At 71.4% G+C, this 25,291-nt stretch carries 23 protein-coding genes and 1 pseudogene; 13 read left to right on the top strand and 11 right to left on the bottom strand.

All coding sequences use genetic code 11. The features are described from left to right. Positions 1-6 precede the first annotated feature (6 nt). On the bottom strand, positions 7-1,599 hold the full coding sequence (locus tag ABZ939_RS17270) for an acyl-CoA carboxylase subunit beta (protein ID WP_361855069.1): 1,593 nt from the start codon (positions 1,597-1,599) through the stop codon (positions 7-9). 133 nt (positions 1,600-1,732) lie between these two features. On the opposite strand from ABZ939_RS17270, the gene ABZ939_RS17265 reads away from it, so the two are divergent. The 7 genes from ABZ939_RS17265 (at position 1,733) to hutH (ending at position 11,058) form a co-directional block, all read left to right on the top strand. Continuing rightward, positions 1,733-2,584, top strand: coding sequence for a biotin--[acetyl-CoA-carboxylase] ligase (locus tag ABZ939_RS17265; protein WP_361855066.1), 852 nt, complete (start codon positions 1,733-1,735; stop codon positions 2,582-2,584). A 157-nt stretch (positions 2,585-2,741) separates the two neighbouring features. Next, positions 2,742-3,881 carry an adenylate/guanylate cyclase domain-containing protein gene (locus ABZ939_RS17260; protein WP_361855063.1) on the top strand — a complete coding sequence of 380 codons (1,140 nt, stop codon included), beginning with the start codon at positions 2,742-2,744 and terminating at the stop codon, positions 3,879-3,881. A 36-nt stretch (positions 3,882-3,917) separates the two neighbouring features. Further along, a complete protein-coding gene (locus ABZ939_RS17255) occupies positions 3,918-4,706 on the top strand; it encodes an enoyl-CoA hydratase-related protein (RefSeq protein WP_361855060.1) in 789 nt (262 codons plus the stop codon). A 112-nt stretch (positions 4,707-4,818) separates the two neighbouring features. Further along, the gene (locus ABZ939_RS17250; protein WP_361855057.1) at positions 4,819-5,934 is read left to right on the top strand and encodes a GGDEF domain-containing protein; all 1,116 of its coding nucleotides are present in this window, start codon (positions 4,819-4,821) and stop codon (positions 5,932-5,934) included. Between the two features lie 526 nt (positions 5,935-6,460). Further along, the gene (locus tag ABZ939_RS17245; RefSeq protein ID WP_361855054.1) at positions 6,461-8,536 is read left to right on the top strand and encodes an RICIN domain-containing protein; all 2,076 of its coding nucleotides are present in this window, start codon (positions 6,461-6,463) and stop codon (positions 8,534-8,536) included. A gap of 159 nt (positions 8,537-8,695) precedes the next feature. Further along, on the top strand, positions 8,696-9,337 hold the full coding sequence (locus tag ABZ939_RS17240) for a hypothetical protein (RefSeq protein ID WP_361855051.1): 642 nt from the start codon (positions 8,696-8,698) through the stop codon (positions 9,335-9,337). Positions 9,338-9,516: 179 nt separating this feature from the next. Further along, positions 9,517-11,058 (top strand): histidine ammonia-lyase, encoded by a 1,542-nt coding sequence (gene hutH, locus ABZ939_RS17235; RefSeq protein WP_361855227.1) that lies wholly within the window; start codon positions 9,517-9,519, stop codon positions 11,056-11,058. A 110-nt stretch (positions 11,059-11,168) separates the two neighbouring features. Here the strand turns inward: hutH and ABZ939_RS17230 are convergent, their stop codons facing one another. Then, positions 11,169-11,429: an LAETG motif-containing sortase-dependent surface protein gene (locus tag ABZ939_RS17230; protein ID WP_361855049.1), complete on the bottom strand. Its 261-nt coding sequence runs from the start codon at positions 11,427-11,429 to the stop codon at positions 11,169-11,171. Between the two features lie 110 nt (positions 11,430-11,539). Between ABZ939_RS17230 and ABZ939_RS17225 the strand changes: the two genes are divergently transcribed. Together ABZ939_RS17225 and ABZ939_RS17220 are read left to right on the top strand one after the other, a co-directional pair. After that, positions 11,540-11,881: a hypothetical protein gene (locus ABZ939_RS17225; protein ID WP_361855046.1), complete on the top strand. Its 342-nt coding sequence runs from the start codon at positions 11,540-11,542 to the stop codon at positions 11,879-11,881. Positions 11,882-12,076: 195 nt separating this feature from the next. After that, positions 12,077-13,345, top strand: a complete 1,269-nt coding sequence (locus ABZ939_RS17220; protein WP_361855043.1) for an Ig-like domain-containing protein — start codon at positions 12,077-12,079, stop codon at positions 13,343-13,345. Positions 13,346-13,399: 54 nt separating this feature from the next. On the opposite strand, the gene ABZ939_RS17215 is transcribed toward ABZ939_RS17220, so the two are convergent. Further along, on the bottom strand, positions 13,400-14,263 hold the full coding sequence (locus tag ABZ939_RS17215; protein ID WP_361855040.1) for a helix-turn-helix transcriptional regulator: 864 nt from the start codon (positions 14,261-14,263) through the stop codon (positions 13,400-13,402). Between the two features lie 129 nt (positions 14,264-14,392). Between ABZ939_RS17215 and ABZ939_RS17210 the strand changes: the two genes are divergently transcribed. Further along, positions 14,393-15,445, top strand: a complete 1,053-nt coding sequence (locus ABZ939_RS17210) for an NAD(P)-dependent alcohol dehydrogenase (protein WP_361855037.1) — start codon at positions 14,393-14,395, stop codon at positions 15,443-15,445. An 80-nt stretch (positions 15,446-15,525) separates the two neighbouring features. Further along, positions 15,526-15,895 (top strand): annotated as a pseudogene (locus tag ABZ939_RS17205) (DUF1330 domain-containing protein). A gap of 145 nt (positions 15,896-16,040) precedes the next feature. Here the strand turns inward: ABZ939_RS17205 and msrA are convergent. The 4 genes from msrA to ABZ939_RS17185 form a co-directional block, all read right to left on the bottom strand. Then, positions 16,041-16,700 carry a peptide-methionine (S)-S-oxide reductase MsrA gene (gene msrA / locus ABZ939_RS17200; RefSeq protein WP_361855035.1) on the bottom strand — a complete coding sequence of 220 codons (660 nt, stop codon included), beginning with the start codon at positions 16,698-16,700 and terminating at the stop codon, positions 16,041-16,043. 126 nt (positions 16,701-16,826) lie between these two features. Beyond that, entirely contained in the window at positions 16,827-17,948 is a 1,122-nt protein-coding gene (locus ABZ939_RS17195; protein WP_361855033.1) for a hypothetical protein, read from the bottom strand. 86 nt (positions 17,949-18,034) lie between these two features. Continuing rightward, positions 18,035-19,648 (bottom strand): M48 family metallopeptidase, encoded by a 1,614-nt coding sequence (locus tag ABZ939_RS17190; protein WP_361855030.1) that lies wholly within the window; start codon positions 19,646-19,648, stop codon positions 18,035-18,037. A 166-nt stretch (positions 19,649-19,814) separates the two neighbouring features. Beyond that, positions 19,815-20,918 carry a hypothetical protein gene (locus tag ABZ939_RS17185; RefSeq protein ID WP_361855027.1) on the bottom strand — a complete coding sequence of 368 codons (1,104 nt, stop codon included), beginning with the start codon at positions 20,916-20,918 and terminating at the stop codon, positions 19,815-19,817. Positions 20,919-21,048: 130 nt separating this feature from the next. On the opposite strand from ABZ939_RS17185, the gene ABZ939_RS17180 reads away from it, so the two are divergent. Further along, complete coding sequence (locus ABZ939_RS17180) at positions 21,049-22,203, top strand: cystathionine gamma-synthase (RefSeq protein WP_361855025.1); 1,155 nt, start codon at positions 21,049-21,051, stop codon at positions 22,201-22,203. 50 nt (positions 22,204-22,253) lie between these two features. On the opposite strand, the gene ABZ939_RS17175 is transcribed toward ABZ939_RS17180, so the two are convergent. From ABZ939_RS17175 to ABZ939_RS17160, 4 genes are read right to left on the bottom strand one after another with little or no spacing between them, the layout of a single operon-like run. Further along, on the bottom strand, positions 22,254-22,445 hold the full coding sequence (locus tag ABZ939_RS17175) for a DUF1059 domain-containing protein (RefSeq protein ID WP_361855022.1): 192 nt from the start codon (positions 22,443-22,445) through the stop codon (positions 22,254-22,256). 33 nt (positions 22,446-22,478) lie between these two features. Beyond that, a complete protein-coding gene (locus ABZ939_RS17170; RefSeq protein WP_361855019.1) occupies positions 22,479-22,730 on the bottom strand; it encodes a hypothetical protein in 252 nt (83 codons plus the stop codon). Continuing rightward, positions 22,727-23,218: a sigma factor-like helix-turn-helix DNA-binding protein gene (locus ABZ939_RS17165; RefSeq protein WP_361855016.1), complete on the bottom strand. Its 492-nt coding sequence runs from the start codon at positions 23,216-23,218 to the stop codon at positions 22,727-22,729. Before ABZ939_RS17165 ends, ABZ939_RS17170 begins: the two co-directional genes overlap by 4 nt. Before the next feature lie 31 nt (positions 23,219-23,249). Further along, positions 23,250-23,765 carry a MarR family transcriptional regulator gene (locus tag ABZ939_RS17160; RefSeq protein ID WP_361855013.1) on the bottom strand — a complete coding sequence of 172 codons (516 nt, stop codon included), beginning with the start codon at positions 23,763-23,765 and terminating at the stop codon, positions 23,250-23,252. Between the two features lie 158 nt (positions 23,766-23,923). Here ABZ939_RS17160 and ilvA point away from each other — a divergent pair, with 158 nt between their 5' ends. Further along, on the top strand, positions 23,924-25,153 hold the full coding sequence (gene ilvA / locus ABZ939_RS17155; protein WP_361855010.1) for a threonine ammonia-lyase: 1,230 nt from the start codon (positions 23,924-23,926) through the stop codon (positions 25,151-25,153). The last annotated feature ends 138 nt before the right edge of the window (positions 25,154-25,291 follow it).

Raw genomic sequence — 25,291 nt, 5'->3', positions numbered from 1 at the left:
GGCTCCTTACAGGGGGATGTTGCCGTGCTTCTTCGGAGGCAGGGATTCCCGCTTCGTCCGGAGCTGACGCAGGGCCTTCACGATCTGCGGGCGGGTGTCCGACGGCATGATCACGCCGTCGATGTAGCCACGCTCGGCCGCCGTGTACGGGTTGAGCAGCGTGTCCTCGTACTCCTGGATGAGCCGGGCGCGCTCGGCCTCCTGGTCCTCGGCCGCCGCGATCGTGCGGCGGTGCAGGATGTTCACCGCGCCCTGCGCGCCCATGACCGCGATCTGCGCGGTCGGCCACGCCAGGTTGAGGTCGGCGCCCAGGTGCTTGGAGCCCATGACGTCGTACGCGCCGCCGAACGCCTTGCGGGTGATGACGGTGATCAGCGGGACGGTCGCCTCGGCGTACGCGTAGATCAGCTTGGCGCCCCGGCGGATGATGCCGCCGTACTCCTGGTCCACGCCCGGCAGGAAGCCCGGCACGTCGACGAAGGTGATGACGGGGATGTTGAAGGCGTCGCAGGTGCGGACGAAGCGCGCCGCCTTCTCGCTCGCGTTGATGTCCAGACAGCCGGCGAACTGCATCGGCTGGTTGGCGACGATGCCGACCGGGAAGCCCTCCACACGGCCGAAACCGGTCAGGATGTTCGGCGCGAACAGCGCCTGGGTCTCCAGGAACTCGCCGTCGTCGAGGACGTGCTCGATGACGGTGTGCATGTCGTACGGCTGGTTCGCGGAGTCCGGGATCAGGACGTCCAGCTCGCGGTCCTCGTCCGAGAGCTCGGTGTCGGCGACCTCGGGGAAGGCCGGCGGCTCGGAGAGGTTGTTCGACGGCAGGTACGACAGCAGGGACTTGACGTACTCGATCGCGTCCTTCTCGTCACCCGCCATGTGGTGCGCGACACCGGAGGTGGTGTTGTGCGTCCGGGCGCCGCCCAGCTCCTCGAAGCCGACGTCCTCACCGGTGACCGTCTTGATGACGTCCGGGCCGGTGATGAACATGTGCGAGGTCTGGTCCACCATCACCGTGAAGTCGGTGATCGCGGGGGAGTACACCGCGCCACCCGCGCACGGGCCGACGATCAGGGAGATCTGCGGGATCACACCCGAGGCGTGCGTGTTGCGGCGGAAGATCTCGCCGTACATGCCGAGGGCCATGACGCCCTCCTGGATGCGGGCGCCGCCGGAGTCGTTGATGCCGATGACCGGGCAGCCGGTCTTCAGCGCGAAGTCCATGACCTTCATGATCTTCTGGCCGAAGGTCTCGCCCAGCGCGCCGCCGAAGACCGTGAAATCCTGCGAGAAGACCGCTACCGGGCGGCCGTCGACGGTGCCGTAGCCGGTGACGACACCGTCTCCGTACGGGCGGGTCTTGTCCAGGCCGAAGTTGGTCGACCGGTGCCGGGCGAACTCGTCGAGCTCCACGAAGGAGCCCTCGTCGAGCAGCAGTGCGATCCGCTCGCGCGCGGTCAGCTTGCCCTTCGCGTGCTGCTTCTCCACGGCACGCTCGGAACCGGCATGGGTGGCCTCGTCAATACGGCGCTGCAGATCCGCGATCTTGCCCGCGGTCGTGTGAATGTCGATTTCTTGTGGCTGTACCGACTCGGACATCGGGATGCGGCTCCCTGCCTGGTCACGGGGGTTCGTTGGCTACGAATGGGCTACTGCTGGGCTACTGATCCGTAGGGTATCGACGCCGATACGGTTCGGCACTGCGGTCTTTGCCACACCTAGTCTGGCTTGCATGACGTCCTCTCATGGCTCAGGAGGCCCCTGGTCCGACCTGGACCGGCCCCCGCTCAACGCCGCCGCGCTGCGCCGTGCTCTCGTACTTCCCACCGGCCTGTGGACCTCGCTCGACGTGGTCACCACCACCGGCTCCACCAACTCCGACCTCGCCGCCCGCGCCGACGAGCTGCCCGAGGGTGCGGTGCTCGTCGCCGAGGAGCAGACCGCGGGCCGCGGCCGCCTCGACCGCAGCTGGGTCGCGCCCGCCCGGTCCGGGATCTTCCTCTCCGTCCTGCTCAAGCCCGACGTGCCGGTGCACCGGTGGGGATGGCTGCCGCTGCTCACCGGCGTCGCCGCGGCGACCGGGCTCGCGAAGTCCGCCGGCGTGGACGTTTCCCTCAAGTGGCCGAACGACCTGCTGGTTTCGGTCGGGGGCGAGGAGCGGAAGACCGGCGGCATCCTTGCCGAGCGTGCGGGCGAGGACGCGATCGTCGTCGGGCTCGGCATCAACGTCACCCTGCGCGAGGACGAACTGCCGGTCCCCGCGGCGGGCTCGCTGCTCCTCGCGAACGCGATCTCGACGGACCGCGACACCCTGCTGCGATCGGTCCTGCGGTCCCTGGAGCACTGGTACGGGGAGTGGGTGCGGGCGGACGGCAACCCCGCGGCCTCCGGCCTCCAGGAGGCCTACGCAGCGGGCTGCGCGACCCTGGGCCGCCACATCCGGGCGGACCTGCCGGGCGAGCGGATGCTGGAGGGCGAGGCGGTGGCCCTGGACGGCGACGGCCGCCTGGTGGTGGCGACGGAGGGCGGGGGCACGGAGGCGGTCTCCGCGGGCGACATCGTCCACGTACGGGCGGAGTCGTAGCGCGGTCGTGGGCAGGCGTCGGGCCGTGGAACGCCTGCCCACGAGGTGGCGAGGTGGCCGTAACGGCGTGAGCTGGCACACACCTGTCGTATCGTGGAGCGCGATCCAGGCGACAGATCGGCAGGGCAGTGGGCAGGGAACGGGCAGGAGGCGGCCGGTGACCGTCGACGACGCGCACAACGGCGGCGAGGCCGAGCCACCGGCGTACCCCACCCCCCACCATGTGGTCGACCACACGGCCGAGCCGAGCGACGACCCGCTCGCCATCCGCCTCGAACAGCTCATCCTCGGCGCCGACCGCCGCTACACGCCCTTCCAGGCCGCCCGCACCGCCGGTGTCTCCATGGAGCTGGCCTCCCGTTTCTGGCGCGCGATGGGCTTCGCCGACATCGGTCAGGCCAAGGCGCTCACCGAGGCAGACGTGCTCGCCCTGCGCCGGCTCGCCGGTCTCGTCGAGGCGGGGCTGCTCAGCGAGCCGATGGCCGTGCAGGTCGCCCGGTCCACGGGGCAGACCACCGCCCGACTGGCCGAGTGGCAGATCGACTCGTTCCTGGAGGGGCTCACCGAGCCGCCCGAGCCCGGGATGACCCGTACCGAGGTCACGTACCCCCTGATCGAGCTGCTCCTGCCCGAGCTGGAGGAGTTCCTGATCTACGTCTGGCGCCGCCAGCTCGCCGCCGCCACCGGCCGGGTCGTGCAGGCCGCCGACGACGAGGAGATGGTCGACCGGCGGCTCGCCGTCGGCTTCGCCGACCTCGTCGGCTTCACGCGGCTGACCCGTCGGCTGGAGGAGGAGGAGCTCGGCGAGCTCGTCGAGGCGTTCGAGACGACCTGCGCCGACCTGGTCGCCGCGCACGGCGGCCGGCTGATCAAGACGCTCGGCGACGAGGTCCTCTACGCCGCCGACGACGCCGGCACGGCCGCCGAGATCGCGCTGCGGCTGATCGAGACGCTCAGCCACGACGAGACGATGCCCGCCCTGCGCGTCGGTATCGCCTTCGGCACCGTGACGACCCGCATGGGTGACGTCTTCGGTACGACGGTGAACCTCGCGAGCCGGCTCACCTCGATAGCGCCCAAGGACACCGTCCTGGTCGACGGGGCGCTCGCCGAGGAGCTGACCCGGACCGGCGACGCGCCGGTCTCGGAGACGCAGGCGGCCGAGGAGGCGGCCCGCGCCGAGAAGGAGGGCGAGGAGCCTCCCTCGTACCGCTTCGCGCTCCAGCCGATGTGGCAGCGCCCGGTGCGCGGCCTCGGCGTCGTGGAGCCCTGGCACCTGACCCGCCGCCCGACCTAGGATCCGGTGAACAGTCGTTAACCGGGAGGGTCGGTCATGTCCGAGCAGCGCTTTGGTGAGTTCGTCGCGGTGCGCAGGGAGGGATTCGTCGCCGAGCTCGTTCTCGACCGGCCCAAGGCGATGAACGCCGTCTCCTCCGAGATGGCCCGTTCCATCGGTGCGGCCTGCGCGGCGCTCGCCGAGGACGCCTCGGTACGGGTGACGGTGCTGACCTCCTCCAACGATCGGGCCTTCTGTGTCGGTGCCGACCTGAAGGAGCGCAATTCCTTCACCGACGCCGAGCTCGTGCGCCAGCGCCCGACCGCGCGCGGTGCGTACACCGGCGTCCTCGAGCTGCCGATGCCGACCGTCGCCGCCGTGCACGGCTTCGCCCTCGGCGGCGGCTTCGAGCTGGCACTCGCCTGCGACGTGATCGTGGCCGACGCGACGGCCGTGGTCGGGCTGCCGGAGGTCTCGGTGGGCGTGATCCCCGGCGGCGGCGGTACGCAGCTGCTCCCGCGCCGGGTGGGCGCGGCCCGAGCGGCCGAGCTGGTCTTCACGGCGCGGCGCGTGGAGGCCGCCGAGGCGCGCGAGCTGGGGCTCGTCGACCTGCTGGAGGAGGACGCGCGGACGGCCGCCCTGGAGCTGGCCGGGCGGATCGCGGCGAACTCTCCGGTCGGCCTGCGCGCAGCGAAGCGCGCGATGCGGCTCGGGCAGGGTCTCGACCTGCCGGCCGGCCTGGAGGTCGAGGACGCGGCGTGGCGTTCCGTGGCGTTCTCGGGGGACCGGGCGGAGGGCGTGGCGGCCTTCAACGAGAAGCGGAAGCCCGCGTGGCCGGGTGAGTGACCCCGTACAGCTCGCGTGAGAAGACTCTGGGAAACGTCTCGGTTTCATCCAGATGTCACTTTCTGTGACGCCTCACCAGTAAAAACGGACCAAACGTCCCTAAGCTGGAGGAATGGGAGAGGACGTGCGGCTGCGGGCCGTGGTGGCGCTGGCGCAGGCGATGGCGGCGGCGCACACCCCGCGCGAGTTCTGGCGGGCAGCGGCGCTCGGCGCCCGCGACGGGCTCGGCGGGCACTTCGCCGCACTGTCCGTCTGGGAGCGGGACCACGGCCGGCTGAAGGTGCTGGTGAACGCCGGGGAGCGGGCCGTGGGGGAGGAGGAGTTTCCCGACGCGGAGACCTACCCCGTCCACCAGTTCCCCGAGATCACCGAATTCCTGCACGAGCAGTGGGCGGGCGGCGGTGAGCCGGACGCCTGGGTGGAGACCGCGGGCGACCGTATTCCGACCGGCCGCGTCACCGGGCTGCGCAGGCGCGGACGCGGCTGCTGCGTGGTCGCGCCGATCGTGCTGCACGGCCGGGCCTGGGGCGAGCTGTATGTGGCCCGGCCGGCCGGCGCGCCGGTCTTCGACCGCGACGACGCCGATTTCGCGGCGGTGCTCGCTGCCGTGGTGGCGGCGGGCATCGCCCAGGCGGAGCGCCTGGAGGAGGTACGGAAGCTGGCCTTCACCGACCCGCTGACGGGCCTCGCGAACCGCCGCGCGGTCGACACCCGGCTCGACGAGGCGATCGAGCGGTACCGGACCGACGGGTCCGTGGTGAGCCTGGTGGTCTGCGACCTGAACGGCCTGAAGCGGGTGAACGACACCCACGGGCACGCCGTGGGCGACCGCCTGCTGGAACGGTTCGGCTCGGTCCTCTCGCGTTGCGGCGCGATGCTGCCGGGGGCGCTGTCGGCGCGCCTCGGGGGCGACGAGTTCTGCCTGCTGTCGGTCGGACCCAGCGCGGACGAGGTGGTGGGGGTGGCGGACGAGCTGTGCGTACGGGCCGGTGAGCTGGAACTCGGCGAGGGAGTCGCCTGCGGGGTGGCGTCGACGGGCGACCCCATCGGACCGCTGAAGTCCGCCCGCCGCCTCTTCCGCCTGGCGGACGCGGCCCAGTACCAAGCGAAGGCGGCGCGATCGGCGAAGCCGGTCGTGGCGGGCCGCGACGGCACGGTCATCGCCCTCGCGGACGCCCCTCCGGGCGCACGCGACCGCAGGCGCTTCCGCGACGCACCGCCGGTGTAGGTTCCCGCCCCCACGCCTCGTCCCTGAGCCCGGTGCGTGCCCCCATGACGGCCCGGTGCGCGGGGGGAGGCGGGGGTTTGACCGGCGGTCAGCCAGCAGGCGGTGGGGTGGGTCAACTCGTCCCGTATCGGCGGTGATCGCCGAAGCGCCCCTCACGCCGGGGCAGTTGCGTGGCGGGCGGCGGATCCGGCCGGCTCGCTCCTCTGCGGGAGCGAAGAATTCTTCACGGTTTGTGACGGGAGGAATTCAAGAGGTAGTAATTAGGTGAATCCTTTACTGAATTACCGTCAACAAGCTCACCCTGTATATCTCGATTCAATAACGAGATCTCCGAAAAGGCCTGGACCAACCGAGGCCTACGCGCGTAACTTCCTTCAGCTGTACGAGAATTGACTGTTCATCAAATCGAATGCTCGAGGTAACAGTCAGATATCTCGACGGCCATTCCCGTTTGCCCGAATTCTCCGCGCGTACGTCTGGCAGGCTTCCGCGCACCCACTCCTCCGACCAAGGATTTGAGGTGCGCATGACTAGACATCGCAAGAAGCGCCAACATCGGCGCAAGCCCAGGGGGTTGATGCTCGTCACCGCTGCCATGGCAGCGGCGGCGGTGATCGCGGGAGGTATCGCCTACTCCGGAATGGGGGACGGAGCCCAGGCGGGAACACCCGCGCAGGCAGGCACGGCCGGGCAGGCCGGATCCACGACGGACGCCCTCGCGCCGGCCGCCGCCCCGGCCAGGGACGAGGAGCCGGAACCCATCGTCGACAAGCCCGTCAACGACGCCGCTCGTGGCATGGTCTACGACGGTCTCAAGGCGGCTGCCAAGGGTGACCGTTGCATAGGCACCTACCGCACGGAGGCGGGGCTGTGCACCCACGGGCCCGACGCCCCGCCCAAGGGTGTGGACATCAAGGTGGACGTGGCTCCCGCCGTCGCCACCAAAGCCCCCGCGGTCGACCCGGCGAAGCCCGCGTCCGGGAACGGGGCCGCCGCGGAGGGTGGCAGGCGCCCTCAGGACGTGGCCGCCGCCGACGCGGACAGCGCCAAGTCCGGTGCCGCCGCTGCCCCGAAGCCGGCGGCCTCGTCCGGCGGTCAGACCGTCGCCGCGGGTCCTGCGGGTCAGACCGTCCAGTGCGACGGCGACGGCAGCACCGGCAACCGTGTGCAGGTCGTGTACGTGCACGGCCCCGACCGGGACCGGTACGCCGAGTACTTCGCCTCGTTCCGCAAGTGGGCCGCCGACGCCGACCTCATCTACTCGGCCAGCGCAAAGGAAACCGGCGGTGTACGTCACATCCGCTACGTGACCGCGGCGGACTGCACGCCGACCGTGCTCAACATCGAGCTCCCGGCGTCCGCGCTCTCCGAGTTCAGCGCGACCAACAGGGCACTCGCCGCCAAAGGCCTCGACCGACGCGACCGCAAGTACATGATCTTCGCGGACACCAAGGTCTACTGCGGCATCGGCACGTTCGCCGGTGATGAACGACCGGGCCAGAACAATCAGAGCAACTTCGGCCCCTCCTACGGACGTACCGACGCCGGTTGCTGGGGCGGTCACACCGCGGCGCACGAACTGGGCCACAATCTCGGCGCGGTCAACAACAGCGCCCCCAACACCAGTCGCGGCGCACACTGCACGGACGAGTACGACGTCATGTGCTACTCGGACACCCCGTACTTCCCCAAGATGCGGTACGTGTGCTCCAACCAGGCGGCCGAGAACATCCTGGACTGCAATCACGACGACTACTTCCACACCAACCCCAAGGCCGGCAGCTACCTGGCCACACACTGGAACACCGCCGACAACCAGTTCCTGATGCGCTCCGGGGGCGGCACCACCCCCGACCCGGGTCCCAGCCCGACGCCCACACCGACCCCGACGCCGACACCCACGGAACCCACTCGTGGTCCTGCGGTGACGGTCAGCCAGATACAGTCCACGGCCGCCGTCGTGAGCTGGCCCAAGGTCGACGGCGCCGCCTGGTACCAGGTCCTGCTGGACGGCAGGCACCTGACCTGGGTCCAGTCGCAGTCGCTGCGTATCTACAACCTCCGGCCCGGCACCGAGTACAAGGTCGCCGTCTCGGTGCGCGACCGGTCCGGCCGTGACAGCGGGGCAGGACGGGCGACCTCCCTCCGTACGGCCGACGCGGGTGGCGGCACGACCACCCCCGGCACCCGCTACACCCTCGGCAACGCGGGCACCGGCATGGCTGCCGAGGTGTGGGGCGGACGCTCCGCCGACGGCACGGTGCTCGTCGGTGCGCGGGCCAACGGCTACGCCCAACAGCAGTGGCTGTTCGACGACGCCGGCGGCGGGCTCGTCCGCCTCCGCTCCGCGGTCTCAGGCAAGTGCCTCCAGACGGGAGGCGCCCCCGCCGATGGCATGTGGGTCGCCCAGCAGCCCTGCGGCGACATCGCCACGCAGGAGTGGAAGCTGTCAAGCCGCGGCGGAGCGATCACCGTGACCGACCCGAGCGGCACCTACGCCCTGACGGTGAGCAACCGCCCGTACTACGGGAGCTGGCTGCTCGACCTCCAGCGCGCGAACGGCCGGGCTGCGCAGGCGTGGACGGTCCAGAAGGTCTCCTGACCTCGGCCGTCGGACCGGGGCCGGCGCGCCCCGGTCACCTGATCCGGCGCCGGTGGACGGCCGCTGCGTGCGACCGTCCACCGACGCGTCAGTTCTCCGCGGTGCGTCCACACCGCACCGCGTCCTCACCGCATCTCACGCACCAGGAGCACCGCAACGATGCGTACACGCCACGCTTTCCGTGTCTTGACGGGCCTCGGCTTCCTGCTCGTACTCTTCGCCCAGGCCCTGGCGATGCCGGCCGCTGCCCAAGCCCACGGGGATACCGTCAAGGTGGTGGTGACCGGGCAGCGAGACGGTCACGTCACGACCGAGATCACCTGGGAGAACGACGGGGACGCCGTCGAGGAGGCGGTCGCCGCGACGGTGAACGCGACCAGCCCCGACGGATCCCGCTCCATGGGCCCCTGGCGACTGGTCCGCGACCCCGGCACGCGCACCGGCTGGAGCACCGCCGAAGCCCTCACTCCCGGTACCTGGAAGGTCACCGTCGACGTGGGCTTCCCCTCCCTCGGTCACGGGGAGGGGGAGATCGCCGTTCCGGTGGTCGACCCGGTGCCGCCCGGTGCCCCCACCCCCAGCGCGTCCGTGCCCGCTCGGGTCCCCTCCGCGCCGGCACCGTCCTCCGCCTCACCCTCGTCCGCGACACTTCCGACGGCTCCGTCCTCGCCCTCCTCGAGCGTGGCCGGCGAAGGTGGCGACCGTACGGGTTGGTGGTCCACGGCCGGGGTGGCCGGGATCGCGCTCGTCGGCGCCGCAGCCGGCTTGCGGCTGCGGCGGGCCCGCGCCGGCAGACACTGAGGGTGGAGCCCCGCAGGACCGCGGGGGCCGACGAGCACCACCCAGGGGAAGAGGGTGCCCCGGGTCGGGAGGCCGCCCCCCGGGCCGCCCCCCTCCCGCACGGGCCGGCGGCGGCGCACCGCCGCGACGTTCCGCTAGTGACAGGTCGCTCTTCAGTCCGTAGGGTGCTGAATATGGATATGCACACTGTCGTCCTTGGCACGTCCGGCACCACCCCCCAGGACGTCATCGACGTCGCCCGCCACGGTGCCCGCGTCGAGCTCTCGACCGAGGCCGTGCAGGCGCTCGCCGACGCGCGTGCCGTCGTCGACGCGCTCGCCGCCAAGCCTGAGCCCGTGTACGGCGTCTCGACCGGGTTCGGCGCCCTCGCCACCCGGCACATCAGCCCGGAGCTGCGTGCCCAGCTGCAGCGCAACATCGTCCGCTCGCACGCCGCCGGCATGGGCCCGCGCGTCGAGCGGGAGGTCGTGCGCGCGCTGATGTTCCTGCGGCTCAAGACCGTCGCCTCCGGGCACACCGGCGTCCGGCCCGAGGTCGCGCAGACCATGGCCGACGTCCTCAACGCCGGCATCACGCCCGTCGTCCACGAGTACGGCTCCCTCGGCTGCTCCGGCGACCTCGCGCCGCTCTCGCACTGCGCGCTCACGCTGATGGGCGAAGGGGACGCGGAAGGCCCCGACGGCACCGTGAAGCCCGCCGGCGAACTGCTCGCCGCCGCCGGCATCCGGCCCGTCGAGCTGCGAGAGAAGGAGGGCCTCGCTCTCCTCAACGGCACCGACGGCATGCTCGGCATGCTGATCATGGCCCTCGCCGACCTCGACACCCTCTACAAGTCCGCCGACATCACCGCGGCCCTCTCCCTCGAAGCCCTCCTCGGCACCGAGAAGGTCCTCGAGCCCGAGCTGCACGCCATTCGCCCCCACCCGGGCCAGGGTGCCTCGGCCGCCAACATGCTCGCCGTGCTCAAGGGCTCCGGGCTCACCGGCCACTTCCAGGAAGAGGAGGCCCCGCGCGTCCAGGACGCGTACTCCGTGCGCTGCGCCCCGCAGGTCGCCGGCGCCGGCCGCGACACCATGGCCCACGCCCGCCTGGTCGCCGAGCGCGAGCTCGCCTCGGCCGTGGACAACCCCGTGGTCCTCGCGGACGGCCAGGTCCGCTCCAACGGAAACTTCCACGGCGCCCCCGTCGCGTACGTCCTGGACTTCCTCGCCATCGCCGCCGCCGACCTCGGCTCCATCGCCGAGCGCCGCACCGACCGGCTCCTCGACAAGAACCGGTCCCACGGGCTGCCGCCCTTCCTCGCCGACGACGCCGGTGTCGACTCGGGCCTGATGATCGCCCAGTACACCCAGGCCGCCCTGGTCAGCGAGATGAAGCGGCTGGCCGTCCCGGCCTCCGCCGACTCCATCCCGTCCTCCGCGATGCAGGAGGACCACGTCTCCATGGGCTGGTCCGCCGCCCGCAAGCTGCGCACCGCGATCGGCAACCTCAACCGGATCATCGCCGTCGAGCTCTACGCCGCCACCCGCGGCATCGAGCTCCGCCGCGGCCTGACCCCCGCCCCCGCCTCGCAGGCCGCCATCGACGCCCTGCGCGCCGCCGGGGTCGAGGGGCCGGGGCCGGACCGCTTCCTCGCCCCCGACCTGGCGGCCGCCGACTCCTTCGTCCGCGAGGGGAAGCTCGTCGCCGCCGTGGAGCCCGTCACCGGACCGCTCGCGTAACGAACGCGACCACGCTGAAAACGCTGAGAACGCGAAAACGCTGAAAACGCGGCGAACGCAGAGAGGGCCGCCTCCCCGCACACGGGGAGGCGGCCCTCTCGTCGTACAGCTCAGTGCACCCGGCCGCCGCGTCTCATCGCCAGCGCCACGAACCCCGCTCCCACGGCGAGGAAGCCCGTCCCGCCGATCAGATACGGCGTCGTGTCCGGGCTGCCGGTCTCCGCGAGACGGGTCTCGGCCGCCTCGCGCTCCTGCTGCGTCGAGGTGACCCGATTCTCGTCGGTCGCGTTCGCGGACGGAACGAACCACAGGGCGAACAGCAGCGTCCCGGCCGCCGTGGCGGTCAGCAGTGGACGTCGAGCGACGGACACGGAGATTCGATCCCCCTTGCGGAAACCGCGAATTGGTAGGTGCGCCGATGCTAATGAACACAGCGGGTCGCAGGAAAGTCGAGAGCCCGCTGAGCCCTACGCTCCCTCGTATGAGCACTTCCGAGACATCACGTTATGTACGACTTCGAGTGGAAGTCGTCCTGGAGATCGACGGTCCCGCGGAGCTGACCGAGGCGGCCGTCGGCCGGATCGACACCGACGAGTTCATGCCGGAGGACGAGCGCGTGCACGCCCGCTCAGCCGTCCGCGAGGACAGCGCCGAGGCGCTGGCGTACCTCATCGAGCCCTTCGACCTCGTCAGCCAGGTCCCCGGTATCGAGCTCGTCCAGGCCTCCTGGAGCAGCGAGGAGGTCGACTACGACCCCGATGCCCAGGAGTGGGACCTCGACGAGGAAGATGAGGTGGACGAAGACGACGAGGAACGGGTCTAGCAGGGCGTGGCGCCCCCTGGAAGCCCCGGTACGGCGTCCCGTACCGGGGCTTCCCGCTGGGACCTCCCGCTGTACGGGAACCGGACGGTCCGCGAGGGCGTGTCGATCAGTGGTGTTCCCCACAAACCCTCCGGTTCCGGAACCGCGCAGGGTCTCATGGATGTTCAGACGAGTGTTGGCAGGGATTCGGCGACGATGGAGAAGCGTGTGATGACGGACGGCAAGCGCCGCAAGGGCCTGGCGGCGGCAGCCGCGGTGCTCGGCGGCGTATTGGTGCTCTCGGCGTGCAGCGACAGCGACAAGGGCGGCGCCGCCGACGGTTCCGCGACGCCACAGTCACAGGCCCAGGTCGACGAGGCCGCGGCGCAGAAGACGTCCAAGGCCCAGATATCCATCGCGCCCAAGAACGGCGCCGACAACGTGTCGATCAACAACGGCACCGAGGTCAAGGTCACCCAGGGCACGCTCAGCCAGGTCACCATGACCACCGAGGACGGCAAGACCGTCGACGGCGAGATGTCCGCCGACAAGCTGAGCTGGAAGCCCTCCGAGCAGCTGAAGCGCGCCACCGTCTACAAGATCGCCGCCACCGCCACGGACGCGGACGGTCTGGAGGCGCACGAGAACTCCTCCTTCACCACCGTCTCCCAGGCCAACAGCTTCATCGGCAGCTTCACCCCCGAGGACGGCTCCACCGTCGGCGTCGGCATGCCGGTCTCGATCAACTTCAACAAGGCGATCACCGACAAGAAGGCCGTCCAGGGCGGCATCACGGTGACCTCCAGCAGCGGCCAGGAGGTCGTCGGGCACTGGTTCAACTCCCAGCGCCTGGACTTCCGCCCCGACGACTACTGGACCGAGGGCTCGACCGTCACGCTGAAGCTGGAGCTCGACGGCGTCGAGGGTGCCGAGGGGATCTACGGCGTCCAGCAGAAGACCGTCACCTTCAAGATCGGCCGCAACCAGGTCTCGACCGTCGACGTCGCCACCAAGACCATGACGGTCAAGCAGGACGGCAAGACGATCAAGACCATCCCGATCTCGGCCGGCTCCCCGGAGAACCCCACCTACAACGGTGAGATGGTGATCTCCGAGAAGTTCAAGGAGACCCGGATGAACGGCGCCACCGTCGGCTTCACCGACGACGACGGCAAGGGCGAGTACGACATCAAGGACGTCCCGCACGCCATGCGCCTGTCGACCTCGGGCACGTTCATCCACGGCAACTACTGGGGCCCGGACTCGATCTTCGGCTCCGCCAACACCAGCCACGGCTGCGTGGGCCTGAACGACGTCAAGGGCGCCGGCGACCCGAACCAGATGGCCGCCTGGCTCTACGACCACTCCATCGTGGGCGACGTCGTCATCGTCAAGAACTCCAAGGACAAGACGATCGCGCCCGACAACGGCCTCAACGGCTGGAACATGAGCTGGTCGGCCTGGAAGGCCGGCTCGGCGGTCTGACCCCGTACGTACGGCGACGGCGGCTCCCTCGAAGCGAGGGGGCCGCCGTTCTCGTCACCGTACGACGTCCTCGGTCTCCACGCCCCACTGCGCGAGCAGCCGCAGCGCGTCCGCCGACGGCGTCCCCGGCTCCGCCTGGTACGTCACGAGTACGAGGTCGGGGTCCGCTCCCGCCACTTTCAGGCTCTCGTACCCCAGCGTCATCTCGCCCACCAGCGGATGCCGCAGCCGCTTGGTGCCGTGCCCCTTGTCCGTCACCGTGTGCGCCGCCCACAGCGAGCGGAACTCCTCGCTCTTCACCGACAGCTCTCCGACGAGGGCCAGCAGCGCCGGATCGTCCGGGTAGCAGCCCGCGTACAGCCGCAGCACGCTCACCACCTCGGTCGCCTTGCACTCCCAGTCCAGGTAGAGATCGCGCGTGTTGGGCCCGAGGAAGACCAGCCGGGCCATGTTGCGCTCCTCCGGCTCCATCGCCACGAAGTCGCCGAGCAACGCCCGCGCCATCCGGTTCCAGGCCAGAATGTCCAGCCGGCGCCCCAGGAGGATCGCCGGGACCCCGTCCATCGAGTCCAGCAGATGCTGCAGGCCCGGCCGCACCTGCTGGGGCCTGGTGATCGCCGCCCGCTGCTTCTTCTTCACAGTCGGCTTCGCCAGATGCGTCAGATGCGCGCGCTCGGTGTCGCTCAACCGCAGCGCCCGCGCGATCGAGTCCAGCACCTCCATGGACACATTGCGGCCGTTGCCCTGTTCGAGCCGGGTGTAGTACGCCACGGACACGCCGGCGAGCTGCGCCAGCTCCTCACGGCGCAGCCCGGGTACGCGGCGATGACGCCCGAACTCCGGCAGGCCCACGTCCTCCGGCTTCAGCCGGGCCCGGCGCGAGCGCAGGAATTCGCTGAGTTCGGCACTGAGATCCATGCAGCCCGATTATCCCAGGTCGTACGACCGGACGGACGGGCGTTCCTGTCCCTGCCAGTGGTAGGCACGCTGGACGTAGGCAGAACAGAGACCTGGGTACGCCCTTCGTCCTCCGGCAGGCTTGCCACCATGACCACGAACGTTTCCGCCGTATCCGCCTACGCAGCACCCGCCGCCAACGCCCCGCTGGAGCGCACCACCGTGCCGCGCCGCGCGGTCGGCGAGCACGACGTCCTCATCGAGATCAAGTACGCCGGCATCTGCCACTCCGACATCCACCAGGCCCGTGACGGCTGGGGCGAGGGCATCTTCCCGATGGTCCCCGGCCACGAGATCGCCGGCATCGTCACCGAGGTCGGCGCCGGGGTCACCAAGCACAAGGTCGGCGACCGCGTCGGCGTCGGCTGCTTCGTCGACTCCTGCCGGGAGTGCGCGTACTGCGAGCAGGGTCTGGAGCAGTACTGCGTCAAGGGCGGCACCGGTACCTACAACGCCCTCGACAAGAACGGTGAGCCGACCTACGGCGGCTACTCCACCCACATCGTCGTCGACGAGAACTACACCCTGCGCATCCCGGACGGTCTCTCCCTCGACGAGGCCGCGCCGCTGCTCTGCGCCGGCATCACCCTCTACTCGCCGCTCTCCCACTGGAAGGCCGGCCCCGGCAAGAAGGTCGCGATCGTCGGCCTCGGCGGCCTCGGTCACATGGGCGTGAAGATCGCCCACGCGCTCGGCGCCGAGGTCACCGTGCTCAGCCAGTCGCTGAAGAAGCAGGAGGACGGCCTCAAGCTCGGCGCCGACCACTACTACGCCACCAGCGACCCGGAGACCTTCACGAAGCTCGCCGGCTCCTTCGACCTGATCGTCTCCACCGTCTCCGCCCCGCTGGACTTCGGCGCCTACCTGAGCCTGGTCAGGACGGACGGCGCCCTGGTGAACGTCGGCGCGCCCGAGGAGCCGATCGCGCTCAACCTGTTCTCGCTGATCGGCGGCCGCAAGACGCTCGCCGGCTCGATGATCGGCGGCATCGCCGAGACGCAGGAGATGCTCGACTTCTGCGCGGAGCACGGCCTGGGCGCGGAGATCGAGGTCATCCGCGCGGACCAGATCAACGAGGCGTACGAGCGGGTGCTCGCGAGCGACGTGCGCTACCGCTTCGTCATCGACGCGTCGACGATCTGATCCGACGTCTCTCCATGAGTGCCGGGGCATGACGTCCGGGGTAATCGACCCCGTACGGCATGCCCCGGCACTCTGCTGCCATGACCGCATACGCCATCGCGAACCTGAGCCCCCAGACCGTCCTCCACGACGAGGTCATCGACTACATCGACCGCATGCAGTCCACCCTCGACCCCTTCGGCGGCCGGTTCCTCGTCCACGGCGCCCCCGAGCGGGAGGTCGTCGAAGGCACCTGGCCGGGTGCCCTCGTCCTCGTCGCGTTTCCCCTCGCTCGACCACGCCCGGCGGTGGTACGACTCCGCCGCCTACCAGGAGATCAAGCCCCTGCGCACCCGGCATCTGTCGGGCGACATCCTCCTGATCGACGGCGTCCCGGACGGTTACGACCCGTCGGCCACGGCGGCGCTGATCCGCGCGGCCCAGGCCGTCTCAGGCCACGGCGCCGCCTGAGCGCAGTTCGAGGCGCGCGCCGCCGAAGCCGGCGCGGAAGCGGTGGTCGTGGGAGAACCGTGACCACCGCCCCCTCGAAGGCGCGAGCGGCTGCCGCCGCTGGTGCTCCCTGGCCCCCTGCGGCAACAGCCGTGCGTGACCGGCGCTACTCGGCCTTCGCGACGCCGATCGGGCAGGAGACCCCCGTACCGCCGATGCCGCAGTAGCCCGCCGGGTTCTTGTCGAGGTACTGCTGGTGGTACCCCTCCGCCGGGTAGAAGGTGCGGCCCTCGGCCGGGAGGAGCTCCGTGGTGATCGTGGCGTAGCCGGAGCCCGTCAGGACCTTCTGGTACGCGGCGCGGGAGGCTTCGGCCGCCTCGGCCTGGGCGGGGGAGTGGGTGTAGACCGCCGAGCGGTACTGGGTGCCGACGTCGTTGCCCTGACGGAAGCCCTGGGTCGGGTCGTGCGACTCCCAGAAGAGCTTCAGCAGCTGCTCGTACGACACCTTCTGCGGGTCGAAGACGACCCGGACGGCCTCGGTGTGGCCGGTGAGGCCCGAGCAGACCTCCTCGTAGACCGGATTCGGGGTGAGACCGCCCTGGTAGCCGACGAGGGTCGTCCAGACGCCCTCGGTCTGCCAGAACTTGCGCTCGGCGCCCCAGAAACAGCCGAGGCCGAAGTCCGCGACCTCGAGGCCCTCGGGGTACGGGCCGAGCAGCGGGTTGCCGAGGACAGTGTGGCGCTCGGGCACCGTGAACTCGGGCTCCGGGCGGCCCTTCAGCGCCTGCTCGGGCGTGGGGAGGACGGGGGTGCGTGACAGAAACATGCGGCATCTCCTCGACGGTGGGCGTTACGCACAACGCAGAGGGGCCGGGAGGGATTCCCCCCCCGGGCCCCCGGCCCCCGGCAGACCCTCAGGCCACGGCTCGGGCCACGCGCCCGAGCCACGCGCTCACGCCTCCGCTTCCAGGAGGTTCTCCACGCACTCGTCGCGCATCCGGCAGAACTCCTCCGCCGCGTCGCCCCGGTAGCGCCAGGGCAGGAACGCCCCCGCGTGGCCGTCCACGAGGCGGAACTGCTCGAGCGCCTCGTCCCAGCGCCCCTGGAGGTACAGGTAGTACGCCAGCAGGTGCCGCACCTCCGGCAGCCGCGGGTGGTCCGGATCGGCGGCGGCCACGTCCGCGAGCACGGCGTCGACCGTCGCGTACATCTCGGGCGTGCGGTCGACGTCGGCCGAGTCCGACTCGTCGTGCTCGAAGTGCGCGATCAGCGGGAACACCGACATCAGGCTGCCGGCCGGGGCCTCCGCCGCGGCCCGCACGGCGAAGGCCCGGGCGAGCTCCTCGGAGCCGCGCCACTTGGCGCACCAGTACTGCAGCGCCGAGAAGTGGGCCTCGTAGTGGTGCGGGGCCCGGTGGGTGAGCTCCTTCCAGATCCGCCGCATCTCGTCGTGCGGCAGCCCGAGGCCGATCGCCGTCCAGATCTCGCCGACGTACGGGATCGGGTCGCCCTCCGGCGCCAGCGCGACGGCGCGCGCGTGCTCCTCGCGCGAGCGGGCCAGTGTCTGGTGGAAGCCCTCGAACTGCTCCTGGCTCGTGTACTTCGCGCGCTTCGCTCCCCGTACCTTCCAGGCCAGCATCACGGTGCTGCGCGCCCGCAGAAGGGCCGCGGTCGGGTCGTCGGGGCGCGCGGCCTCCCACGACAGCAGCCAGGCGTCGTCGTCCGCGGCCGCGTCGGCCAGTTGTTCGACGAAGTGGGCACGGAGCTCCCAGTCGGTGCGCTCCGCCGTCCCGTCGAGCAGCTCGGCGGCGGGCTGCCAGTCCCCGGCCTTCGCGGCGGCCACGGCCACCGTGAGGGCAGGCTGGAGCGGCGCGGGGAGTTCGGTGTTCTGGCGCTCGGGCGGCAGCAGCCCGAACTCCTTCACCCGCGCGGCCACGCGCTCGGCGGCGGCCTCGGCGGCCGGGTCGGAGCGCAGGCCCTCGATCGTGCCTTGGACGATGGCCTTGAGGAAGTACAGGCCGAGGGCCAGCAGACCGAGGGCGAAGGGGGCCAGGACGACCCAGAGGATGATCACGGTGACGACCTCGTCGGTTTTCTCGGGAGAGAGGGGATGGGAGCAGGTCCGGCGACCTGAAGGCGTGCGCGGTGCCCGTGCGCGTATCAGAGAGCGGCGGTCGGTGCGGCCGAGCCGAGCAGTTCGCGCAGGGGGCGCGTGTCCGCGTGGTCCGCGACCGCAGCGTCCAGGGCCGCCGGAAGCGCGTCCTCGTGCCCGGGCGGCAGCCGGAGGCTCGCCGGTCCCGACCAGGACAGCTCCCAGCGCGCCCCGCCGTCCGCGGCGAGCGCCTGCGTCACCAGTGCGGACAGACCGCGCCGCAGCACCGGCCGGGCGAACTCGCGAGCGGCCCGTCCGGTCGCGGCCTCGGCCTCCGCGGACTTGGGGAGCAGGTCGGTGATCCGTCGGACCTCGCCTGCGTCGATGGCGTCGAGGAGCGCGTCCAGTGGGGTACCTGAGGACCCGGTGACCTCGGCCGTCGCGTGGCGCAGCGGCTCCGTCTCCTGGGCGACCCGTTCCGTCATCGCCGTGTGAACCAGTTCCGGCCACTCCAGGCGGCGCATCAGCTGCGCCTCCGGGGTGAGCGAGACGCCCTCCACGGCGGCGAACGACGCCTCGGGCGCGGCGAGCAGGGAGAGCGCGGTCGCCGAGGGCCGCGCGCCGAGGCCGTCGTCCGGCAGGGCCTCGAGGAGCGCCACGCGCTCCGCGATCGGCGGGTGGGAGTCGTACGCGGAGGCGGGCCGGGTCGGCAGGTCGTGGCGCAGCTCGGCGAGCTCCTCGGAGCGGGCGGCCAGCAGGTGCCGTACGCCGCCGAACACCTCGCCCCGCGGCGGCAGCAGACCGAACTCGGCGCCCAGCGTCGCATAGGCGTCCAGATAGAAGCCGTTGGCCGCCTCCACGGCGGCGATCTCGCGCAGCGCGGACGCGGTCGCGTCCCGGCCGGCGATCCGGGCCGCCGCGAGGTCGGCGGCGAGCTCCTGGCGTCGGGAGTCGGCCTGCGTGGCGCGCAGCGAGAACCGCCCGTACGCGCCGTAGACCTTGGCCATCGTGCGGAAGGTGAAGCCCACGCCTGCCGTGTCGATCTCGTGGGCCTTCTTGCCCTTGGCGATCCGCTTCGCGGCCTTCTTCTCCTGCCGCGCCCGCTCCTTGGCGACCTTGCCGCCCGCCTTCTCCTCGAAGTGCGCGACGGTCCGTTCGACCTGGACGCGGCACCGGGCGGTGAGCGCGGAGAGCCGGGTGTCGGCGTGGGTGTAGTGCCCGAACTCATGGGCGAGGACGGACCGCAGCTGCGCCTCGGAGAGCCCGGCCATGAGCGGCAGGCCCAGGTAGAGGCGGCGCCGGCCGCCCAGCAGGCCGAGGAGCCGGGAGTCCTCGCTGACGGCCGCGTTGACCTCGGCGGTCAGTCGGATCTCGTCCGGCGCGCGGGTCCCGACCTGCTCGGCCAGCTCCCGCACGGTCCGCCAGAGCCGCGGCTCGTCCGCCTCGGTGACGACGACGCCCGCGGTGAGTTCGTCCTGCGGGGTCCGCAGCATGAGCATGCCGCGGACGACGGGCACCGCGAGGACGGCGGTGACGACATAGAACTTGAGCGCCCACGGGCCGGGGGCCCAGAGCGTGGCGGCCCAGTCGATCAGACCGAGCACGGTCAGCATGGCCAGGCCGAGCAGATAGAAGCCGGCGAGCAGCACGAGGGCGCGCAGCGCGCGCAGAACAGCGCCCATTGGGCAGAGTCCCCCCACGGGAAAGGGTGATCGTTCGAGCTGTGGGGGGAAGCGGAGTATCACCCATCGACGCGTGCGCCGTCCACACGAAAAGGCCGTCCGACCTGGGCTCTCGTACGGGAGGGGGCCGTATCGGCCGGCCCCCTTCCCACCGCGGCGGCGCCTCCTACCGCGGCAGCGTCGCCGGGCTTCCGCCGTTCGCCTCGTACCCGGCCACCGCCAGGTTCCGGAACACCGTGTACTCCGCGGCCGGGTCCTCGCTCATCGTCCACGGCAGCGCGCCGACGTGACCGTCCACGTGCACGAGCTGGTTCATCGCCTCGGACCAGCGCTGGCCGCGGACCAGGAAGAGCACGAGCAGATGACGCACGTGGGCGAGCATCGGGTCGTCGGGGCGGGCGGAGTGGACGGCGTACAGCGCGCCCTCCATCGCCTTGCTCACGACCTCGGTCCGGAAGAAGTCCTGGACGAGGACGATCTCGGGCAGGTGCTCGTACACCGCGAACAGCGGCAGCGCGGCGAGCAGCGAGCCCTGCGGGGCGCGGGCCGCGGCCGCCGTGGCGAAGCGGTCGGCGTCCTCGCGCGAGCCGTGCCACTTCTCGCACCAGAAGTGCAGGGCGGCCAGATGAGCGCCCATGTGCTGCGGCGCACGGTCGATGATCTTCGCCCAGACCTGGTCGAACTCCTCGTGGCTGTAGCCGAGTCCGCGGGCGACGGCGAGCTGCACGATGTACGGGACGGGGTCGCCGGGGGCGAGCAGCGCCGCCTCCTCGCTCACCTTCTTCGCCTCTTCGAGGATGATCCGGAAGTCGTCGGTGCCGGCCGCGGAGGACCGCCAGGCCTGCTGCACCAGGAACTCGGCGTGGACGGCGGCCCCGCCCGGGTCCTTCGGCGAGTCGGCGCGCCAGGCGCGCAGCCAGGCCCCGCCGACGCCGGGCTTCTGCTGGAGCTCCAGGGAGGCCGCGCCCGCGAACGCCTGGACGCGCTGCCAGCGGACCTCGCCCTCCTTCTCCGTGCCGGCGAGGAGCTGCGAGGCCGCCCGCCAGTCCTGGGTCGCCTGGACCACGTCGAGCACGTCGAGCAGGTCGGCGTCCGGTCCCGGCATCCGTACGTCCTGCTCCTCCTGGCGTGCGAAGCCGTACGCCTCGGGGTCCGCGGCGTCCGGCGAGCCGGGTGCCGCCAGACGGATTCCGCCGCGGCGGCGCCTCAGATACGGAGCGAGGACCGCGAACAGCAGCCCCATCGCGAGCAGGAACCAGAGAATCTCCATGGGTCCATTGTCCAGGACGGCCCGTGCGGCCCGTGAGCCACGGGACGGACCCCGGCATGAGCCACAGGGTGAGACACCCGGTGAGACGGTGGGCGGCGGTGGGCCGTGCTCAGGACTACGCTCCTGCCTCATGAGCGACGAGCACACGCACCAGAGCTTCGAGACCCGCGCCATCCACGCGGGCAACACGGCCGACCCGCTGACCGGCGCGGTCGTCCCGCCCATCTACCAGGTGTCCACCTACAAGCAGGACGGCGTCGGTGGGCTGCGCGGCGGTTACGAGTACAGCCGCAGCGCCAACCCCACCCGTACCGCCCTCGAGGAGAACCTCGCGGCTCTGGAGGGCGGCCGGCGCGGTCTCGCCTTCGCCTCCGGCCTCGCCGCCGAGGACTGCCTGCTGCGGACGCTGCTGACCCCCGGCGACCACGTGGTCATCCCCAACGACGCCTACGGTGGCACCTTCCGGCTCTTCGCCAAGGTGGTCCAGCGCTGGGGCGTGGACTTCTCGGTCGCCGACACCTCCGACGTCGAGTCCGTGCGCGCCGCGGTCAACGACCGTACGAAGGTGATCTGGGTCGAGACCCCGTCGAACCCGCTGCTCGGCATCACCGACATCGCGGCGGTCGCGGACGTGGCCCGTACGGCGGGCGCGAAGCTGGTCGTCGACAACACCTTCGCCTCCCCCTACCTGCAGCAGCCGCTGTCGCTCGGCGCGGACGTCGTCGTGCACTCGCTGACGAAGTACATGGGCGGCCACTCGGACGTCGTCGGCGGCGCGCTGGTGACGGCCGACGAGGCGCTCGGCGAGGAACTGGCGTACCACCAGAACGCGATGGGCGCGGTCGCCGGTCCGTTCGACTCGTGGATCGTGCTCCGCGGCATCAAGACGCTCGCCGTCCGCATGGACCGGCACAGCGAGAACGCGGCCAAGGTCGCCGAGATGCTGACCCAGCACCCCAAGGTCACCCAGGTCCTCTACCCGGGGCTGCCGGACCACCCGGGCCACGAGATCGCCGCCAAGCAGATGAAGTCCTTCGGCGGCATGATCTCCTTCCGCGTCGAGGGCGGCGAGGAGGCGGCGGTCGAGGTCTGCAACCGCGCGAAGCTGTTCACCCTGGGCGAGTCCCTGGGCGGTGTCGAGTCGCTGATCGAGCACCCGGGCCGGATGACGCACGCGAGCGTGGCGGGCTCGGCCCTGGAGGTCCCGGCGGACCTGGTCCGGCTCTCGGTGGGCATCGAGAACGTGGACGACCTGCTGGCGGACCTGCGCCAGGCGCTGGGCTAGTCACCCGGCCGGTACGGTTCGGGCCGGGCGCCCTCCGCGAGGGCGCCCGGTCAGGCGGGGACGGTCTCGTCCTCGAGCGATTCGCGGATCTCCGCGCGGAGGTCGAGGCTGTCCACATGTCCGTGCACGGACACCGCGTGCTCGGCTACGGCCCGGACCACTTCCTCTTCCTCGCCGATGACGGTGAGTGTGCAGTCCGTGATGCTCGGCGTCTTGCGGCAGTCGGCGACTTTCCTGGTCATGGCGGCCTCCTTCTCCCAGGCTAGGGGGTACGGTCACCAGCCTTCGAGCGGTGGCGTGGTCTCCGCCGGCGGTACGTGCCAGGGCTCGACCACCGACGCCCACACCGCGAAGGCCAGCACCGCCACGGCCAGCAGCACCCAGAGTGCCCGGCGCACGGCCCGGTCGCGGTGCAGCAGCCGGATTCCGCGCTCGACGGCCCGTGCGGCCAGGTCGCCGGGGACCTGCGGGTGCGGGCTTTCGAGCATCCGCCGGACCTCGTCCTCCTTGCGCTCGTGGCGGGTCACGAGGCGACCTCCCCCGGCCGGTCCGGTCGGCCCGTCCGGTCCCGCAGGGCGGAGACGGAGCGGGCGCAGACGGCCCGGACCCGTTCCTCGGGCAGCCCGAGCAGGGCCGCGGTCTGCTCCTCGGCCACCCCCTCGTACAGCCGGAGCACCACGACGAGACGTTCCTGCGGGGTGAGCGCGGAGAGGACACCGCCGCGGCCGCGGTGGTGCCGCCAGGCGGTGCGGGCGAAGCGGGCGGCGAGGTCGGCGCGGGTGCGGTCGTACGGATCCTCGCCGCGCAGCCGGTCCCACTGGGCGTAGGTGTGGGCGAGGGAGGCGGTCAGCAGCGCCTGGGCGCGCGGGTTGCGGGCCCGGGTCTCGGCGGTGAGCAGCGTCGCGGCATGCAGCAGCCGCCCCGCCGCCCCTGCCACGAACGCCTCGAACTGCCGGGTGCGGTGGCGCTGTTCGCCTCCCTGGCCGTCCCCTGGGCCACCCTGTCGATCTCGCACGTCCTCATATGAGGACAGGGCGCGGCCCGGGTCAAGAGGTTGCGGTGGACTCCGTGTCGGCGGCGGGCGGAAGGCCCGACTGGCGTGCGGACAGCGCCGAGTTGAAGCGGGTGAGCAGTGTGCAGAACGACTCGCGCTCGGCCGCCGTCCAGCCGTCCGTCACCTGGGCCATCAACTCGCGGCGCGAGGCGCGGACCTCCTCCAGGCGGGCCAGCCCGCGCGGGGAGAGCTGGAGCACGACGGCGCGCCCGTCCTCGGGGTGCGAGGTGCGCTTGACCAGGCCGGTGTCCACGAGCGGGGCGACCTGGCGGGTGACGGTGGACGAGTCGATGCCCATGCCCGCCGCCAGCGCCTTCACGCCCATCGGGCCTTCCTGGTCGAGCCGGTTCAGGAGCAGGTACGCGGCGCGGTCCATCGAGTTGCGGAGCTGTCCGGTGCCGCCGAGACGGGTCTGTTCGGCCCGGCGGGCGAAGACGGCCACCTGGTGCTGGAGGGCATCGAGGAGACCGGGGTCAAGCTCAGTCGTCATGTCCTGAGATGTGGGCATGGCTGTGGGGGCTCTCTCGTGCGGTGGTCGGTTGGTGGGGGACAGAGTACGCGGACCTGCGGGGGTCCGTACCTGCGCTGCGCAAACCCGCTGCGACGCCCGCCGCCCGGGCCGGGCCCGGGCGGCCACGAGGCCCGTGAGCTGCGAGACTTGCTGTCATGAGCTTCCGTCGGCCAGACCCCTTGCACCACCTGATCCTCGACGATGTGCGCGGGGCGCAGAAGATGCTCTCCGGGGTGGCCAGAGTGACCGCGATGGAGGGCAGCCGGTATCTGTCCTCGCTGGTGGGAGCCCCGGTCCATCTCAAGTGCGAGAACCTTCAACGAACCGGTTCGTTCAAGCTGCGCGGCGCGTACGTACGGATCGCCGGGCTGCGGCCCGAGCAGCGGGCGGCCGGAGTGGTCGCCGCCTCGGCCGGGAACCACGCGCAGGGCGTCGCGCTGGCGTCCGCTCTTCTCGGGGTGCACTCCACGGTGTTCATGCCGGTCGGCGCCCCGCTGCCGAAGGTCGCGGCGACCCGGGACTACGGCGCCGAGGTGCGACTGCACGGCCATGTCGTGGACGAGACGCTGGCGGCGGCGGAGGAGTACGCGGAGAAGACGGGCGCGGTCTTCATCCACCCCTTCGACCACCCGGACATCATCGCCGGACAGGGCACGGTCGGCCTGGAGATCCTGGAGCAGTGCCCGGAGGTCCGCACGATCCTCGTCGGCGTCGGCGGTGGCGGGCTCGTGGCCGGCATCGGCCTCGCGGTGAAGTCGGTCCGCCCGGACGTGAAGGTGATCGGCGTGCAGGCGGAGGGCGCGGCCGCGTACCCGCCCTCGCTGGCCGCCGGGCACCCGGTGGCGATCGGGTCGCCGGTGACGATGGCGGACGGGATCAAGGTGGGGCGTCCGGGCGACGTGCCGTTCGCGATCGTCCGGGAGTACGTCGACGAGATCCGTACGGTCTCCGAGGACGCGCTTTCCTCGGCGCTGCTGCTCTGCCTGGAGCGGGCGAAGCTGGTGGTCGAGCCGGCCGGCGCGAGCCCGGTGGCGGCGCTGCTGAGCGATCCGAAGGCGTTCACGGGCCCGGTGGTCGCGGTCCTGTCCGGCGGGAACGTGGATCCGCTGCTGATGCAGCGGATCCTGCGCCACGGCATGGCGGCCGGGGGCCGCTATCTGAGCCTGCGGCTTCGGGTGACGGACCGGCCGGGCGTGCTGGCGAACCTGCTCGGGGTGCTGTCGGCGGTCGACGCGAACGTCCTCGACGTGGGTCATGTACGGACCGATCCGCGGCTCGGCCTCACGGAGGTGGAGGTGGAGCTGCATCTGGAGACCAAGGGGCCGGAGCACTGCGAGGAGGTCGCGGCGACGCTGCGGAGCGCGGGGTACGTGGTGATGACGTAGCGAGCGGGCACGTCGTGCCGACCGGCGGCGCCGGGGATCGATGGCTGATCCCCGGCGCCGTTCTGTCTGTGGGCGGGGGCCGCGCACAGGGTTCCGGGTGGTGAGCGGTGTCGCGCGCACAAGTCTTGTGTGTCGCGA

Origin of the sequence: Streptomyces sp. NPDC046712, from assembly GCF_040645695.1 — a bacterium.
In the GTDB taxonomy this organism is placed as follows: Bacteria; Actinomycetota; Actinomycetes; order Streptomycetales; family Streptomycetaceae; genus Streptomyces.
The sequence above is the reverse complement of the archived record's forward strand: the minus strand, read 5'-3'. Positions and strand labels throughout refer to the sequence as shown.

Coding starts and splice junctions, on each gene's coding strand:
- ABZ939_RS17180 (WP_361855025.1), top strand. CDS start 21,049: ATGAGCGACGAGCACACGCACCAGAGCTTCGAGACCCGCGCCATCCAC.
- ABZ939_RS17185 (WP_361855027.1), bottom strand. CDS start 20,918: ATGGAGATTCTCTGGTTCCTGCTCGCGATGGGGCTGCTGTTCGCGGTC.
- ABZ939_RS17175 (WP_361855022.1), bottom strand. CDS start 22,445: ATGACCAGGAAAGTCGCCGACTGCCGCAAGACGCCGAGCATCACGGAC.
- ABZ939_RS17255 (WP_361855060.1), top strand. CDS start 3,918: ATGTCCGAGCAGCGCTTTGGTGAGTTCGTCGCGGTGCGCAGGGAGGGA.
- ABZ939_RS17270 (WP_361855069.1), bottom strand. CDS start 1,599: ATGTCCGAGTCGGTACAGCCACAAGAAATCGACATTCACACGACCGCG.
- ABZ939_RS17265 (WP_361855066.1), top strand. CDS start 1,733: ATGACGTCCTCTCATGGCTCAGGAGGCCCCTGGTCCGACCTGGACCGG.
- ABZ939_RS17250 (WP_361855057.1), top strand. CDS start 4,819: ATGGGAGAGGACGTGCGGCTGCGGGCCGTGGTGGCGCTGGCGCAGGCG.
- ABZ939_RS17240 (WP_361855051.1), top strand. CDS start 8,696: ATGCGTACACGCCACGCTTTCCGTGTCTTGACGGGCCTCGGCTTCCTG.
- hutH (WP_361855227.1), top strand. CDS start 9,517: ATGCACACTGTCGTCCTTGGCACGTCCGGCACCACCCCCCAGGACGTC.
- msrA (WP_361855035.1), bottom strand. CDS start 16,700: ATGTTTCTGTCACGCACCCCCGTCCTCCCCACGCCCGAGCAGGCGCTG.
- ABZ939_RS17220 (WP_361855043.1), top strand. CDS start 12,077: ATGGAGAAGCGTGTGATGACGGACGGCAAGCGCCGCAAGGGCCTGGCG.
- ABZ939_RS17245 (WP_361855054.1), top strand. CDS start 6,461: ATGACTAGACATCGCAAGAAGCGCCAACATCGGCGCAAGCCCAGGGGG.
- ABZ939_RS17160 (WP_361855013.1), bottom strand. CDS start 23,765: ATGCCCACATCTCAGGACATGACGACTGAGCTTGACCCCGGTCTCCTC.
- ABZ939_RS17210 (WP_361855037.1), top strand. CDS start 14,393: ATGACCACGAACGTTTCCGCCGTATCCGCCTACGCAGCACCCGCCGCC.
- ilvA (WP_361855010.1), top strand. CDS start 23,924: ATGAGCTTCCGTCGGCCAGACCCCTTGCACCACCTGATCCTCGACGAT.
- ABZ939_RS17215 (WP_361855040.1), bottom strand. CDS start 14,263: ATGGATCTCAGTGCCGAACTCAGCGAATTCCTGCGCTCGCGCCGGGCC.
- ABZ939_RS17225 (WP_361855046.1), top strand. CDS start 11,540: ATGAGCACTTCCGAGACATCACGTTATGTACGACTTCGAGTGGAAGTC.
- ABZ939_RS17190 (WP_361855030.1), bottom strand. CDS start 19,648: ATGGGCGCTGTTCTGCGCGCGCTGCGCGCCCTCGTGCTGCTCGCCGGC.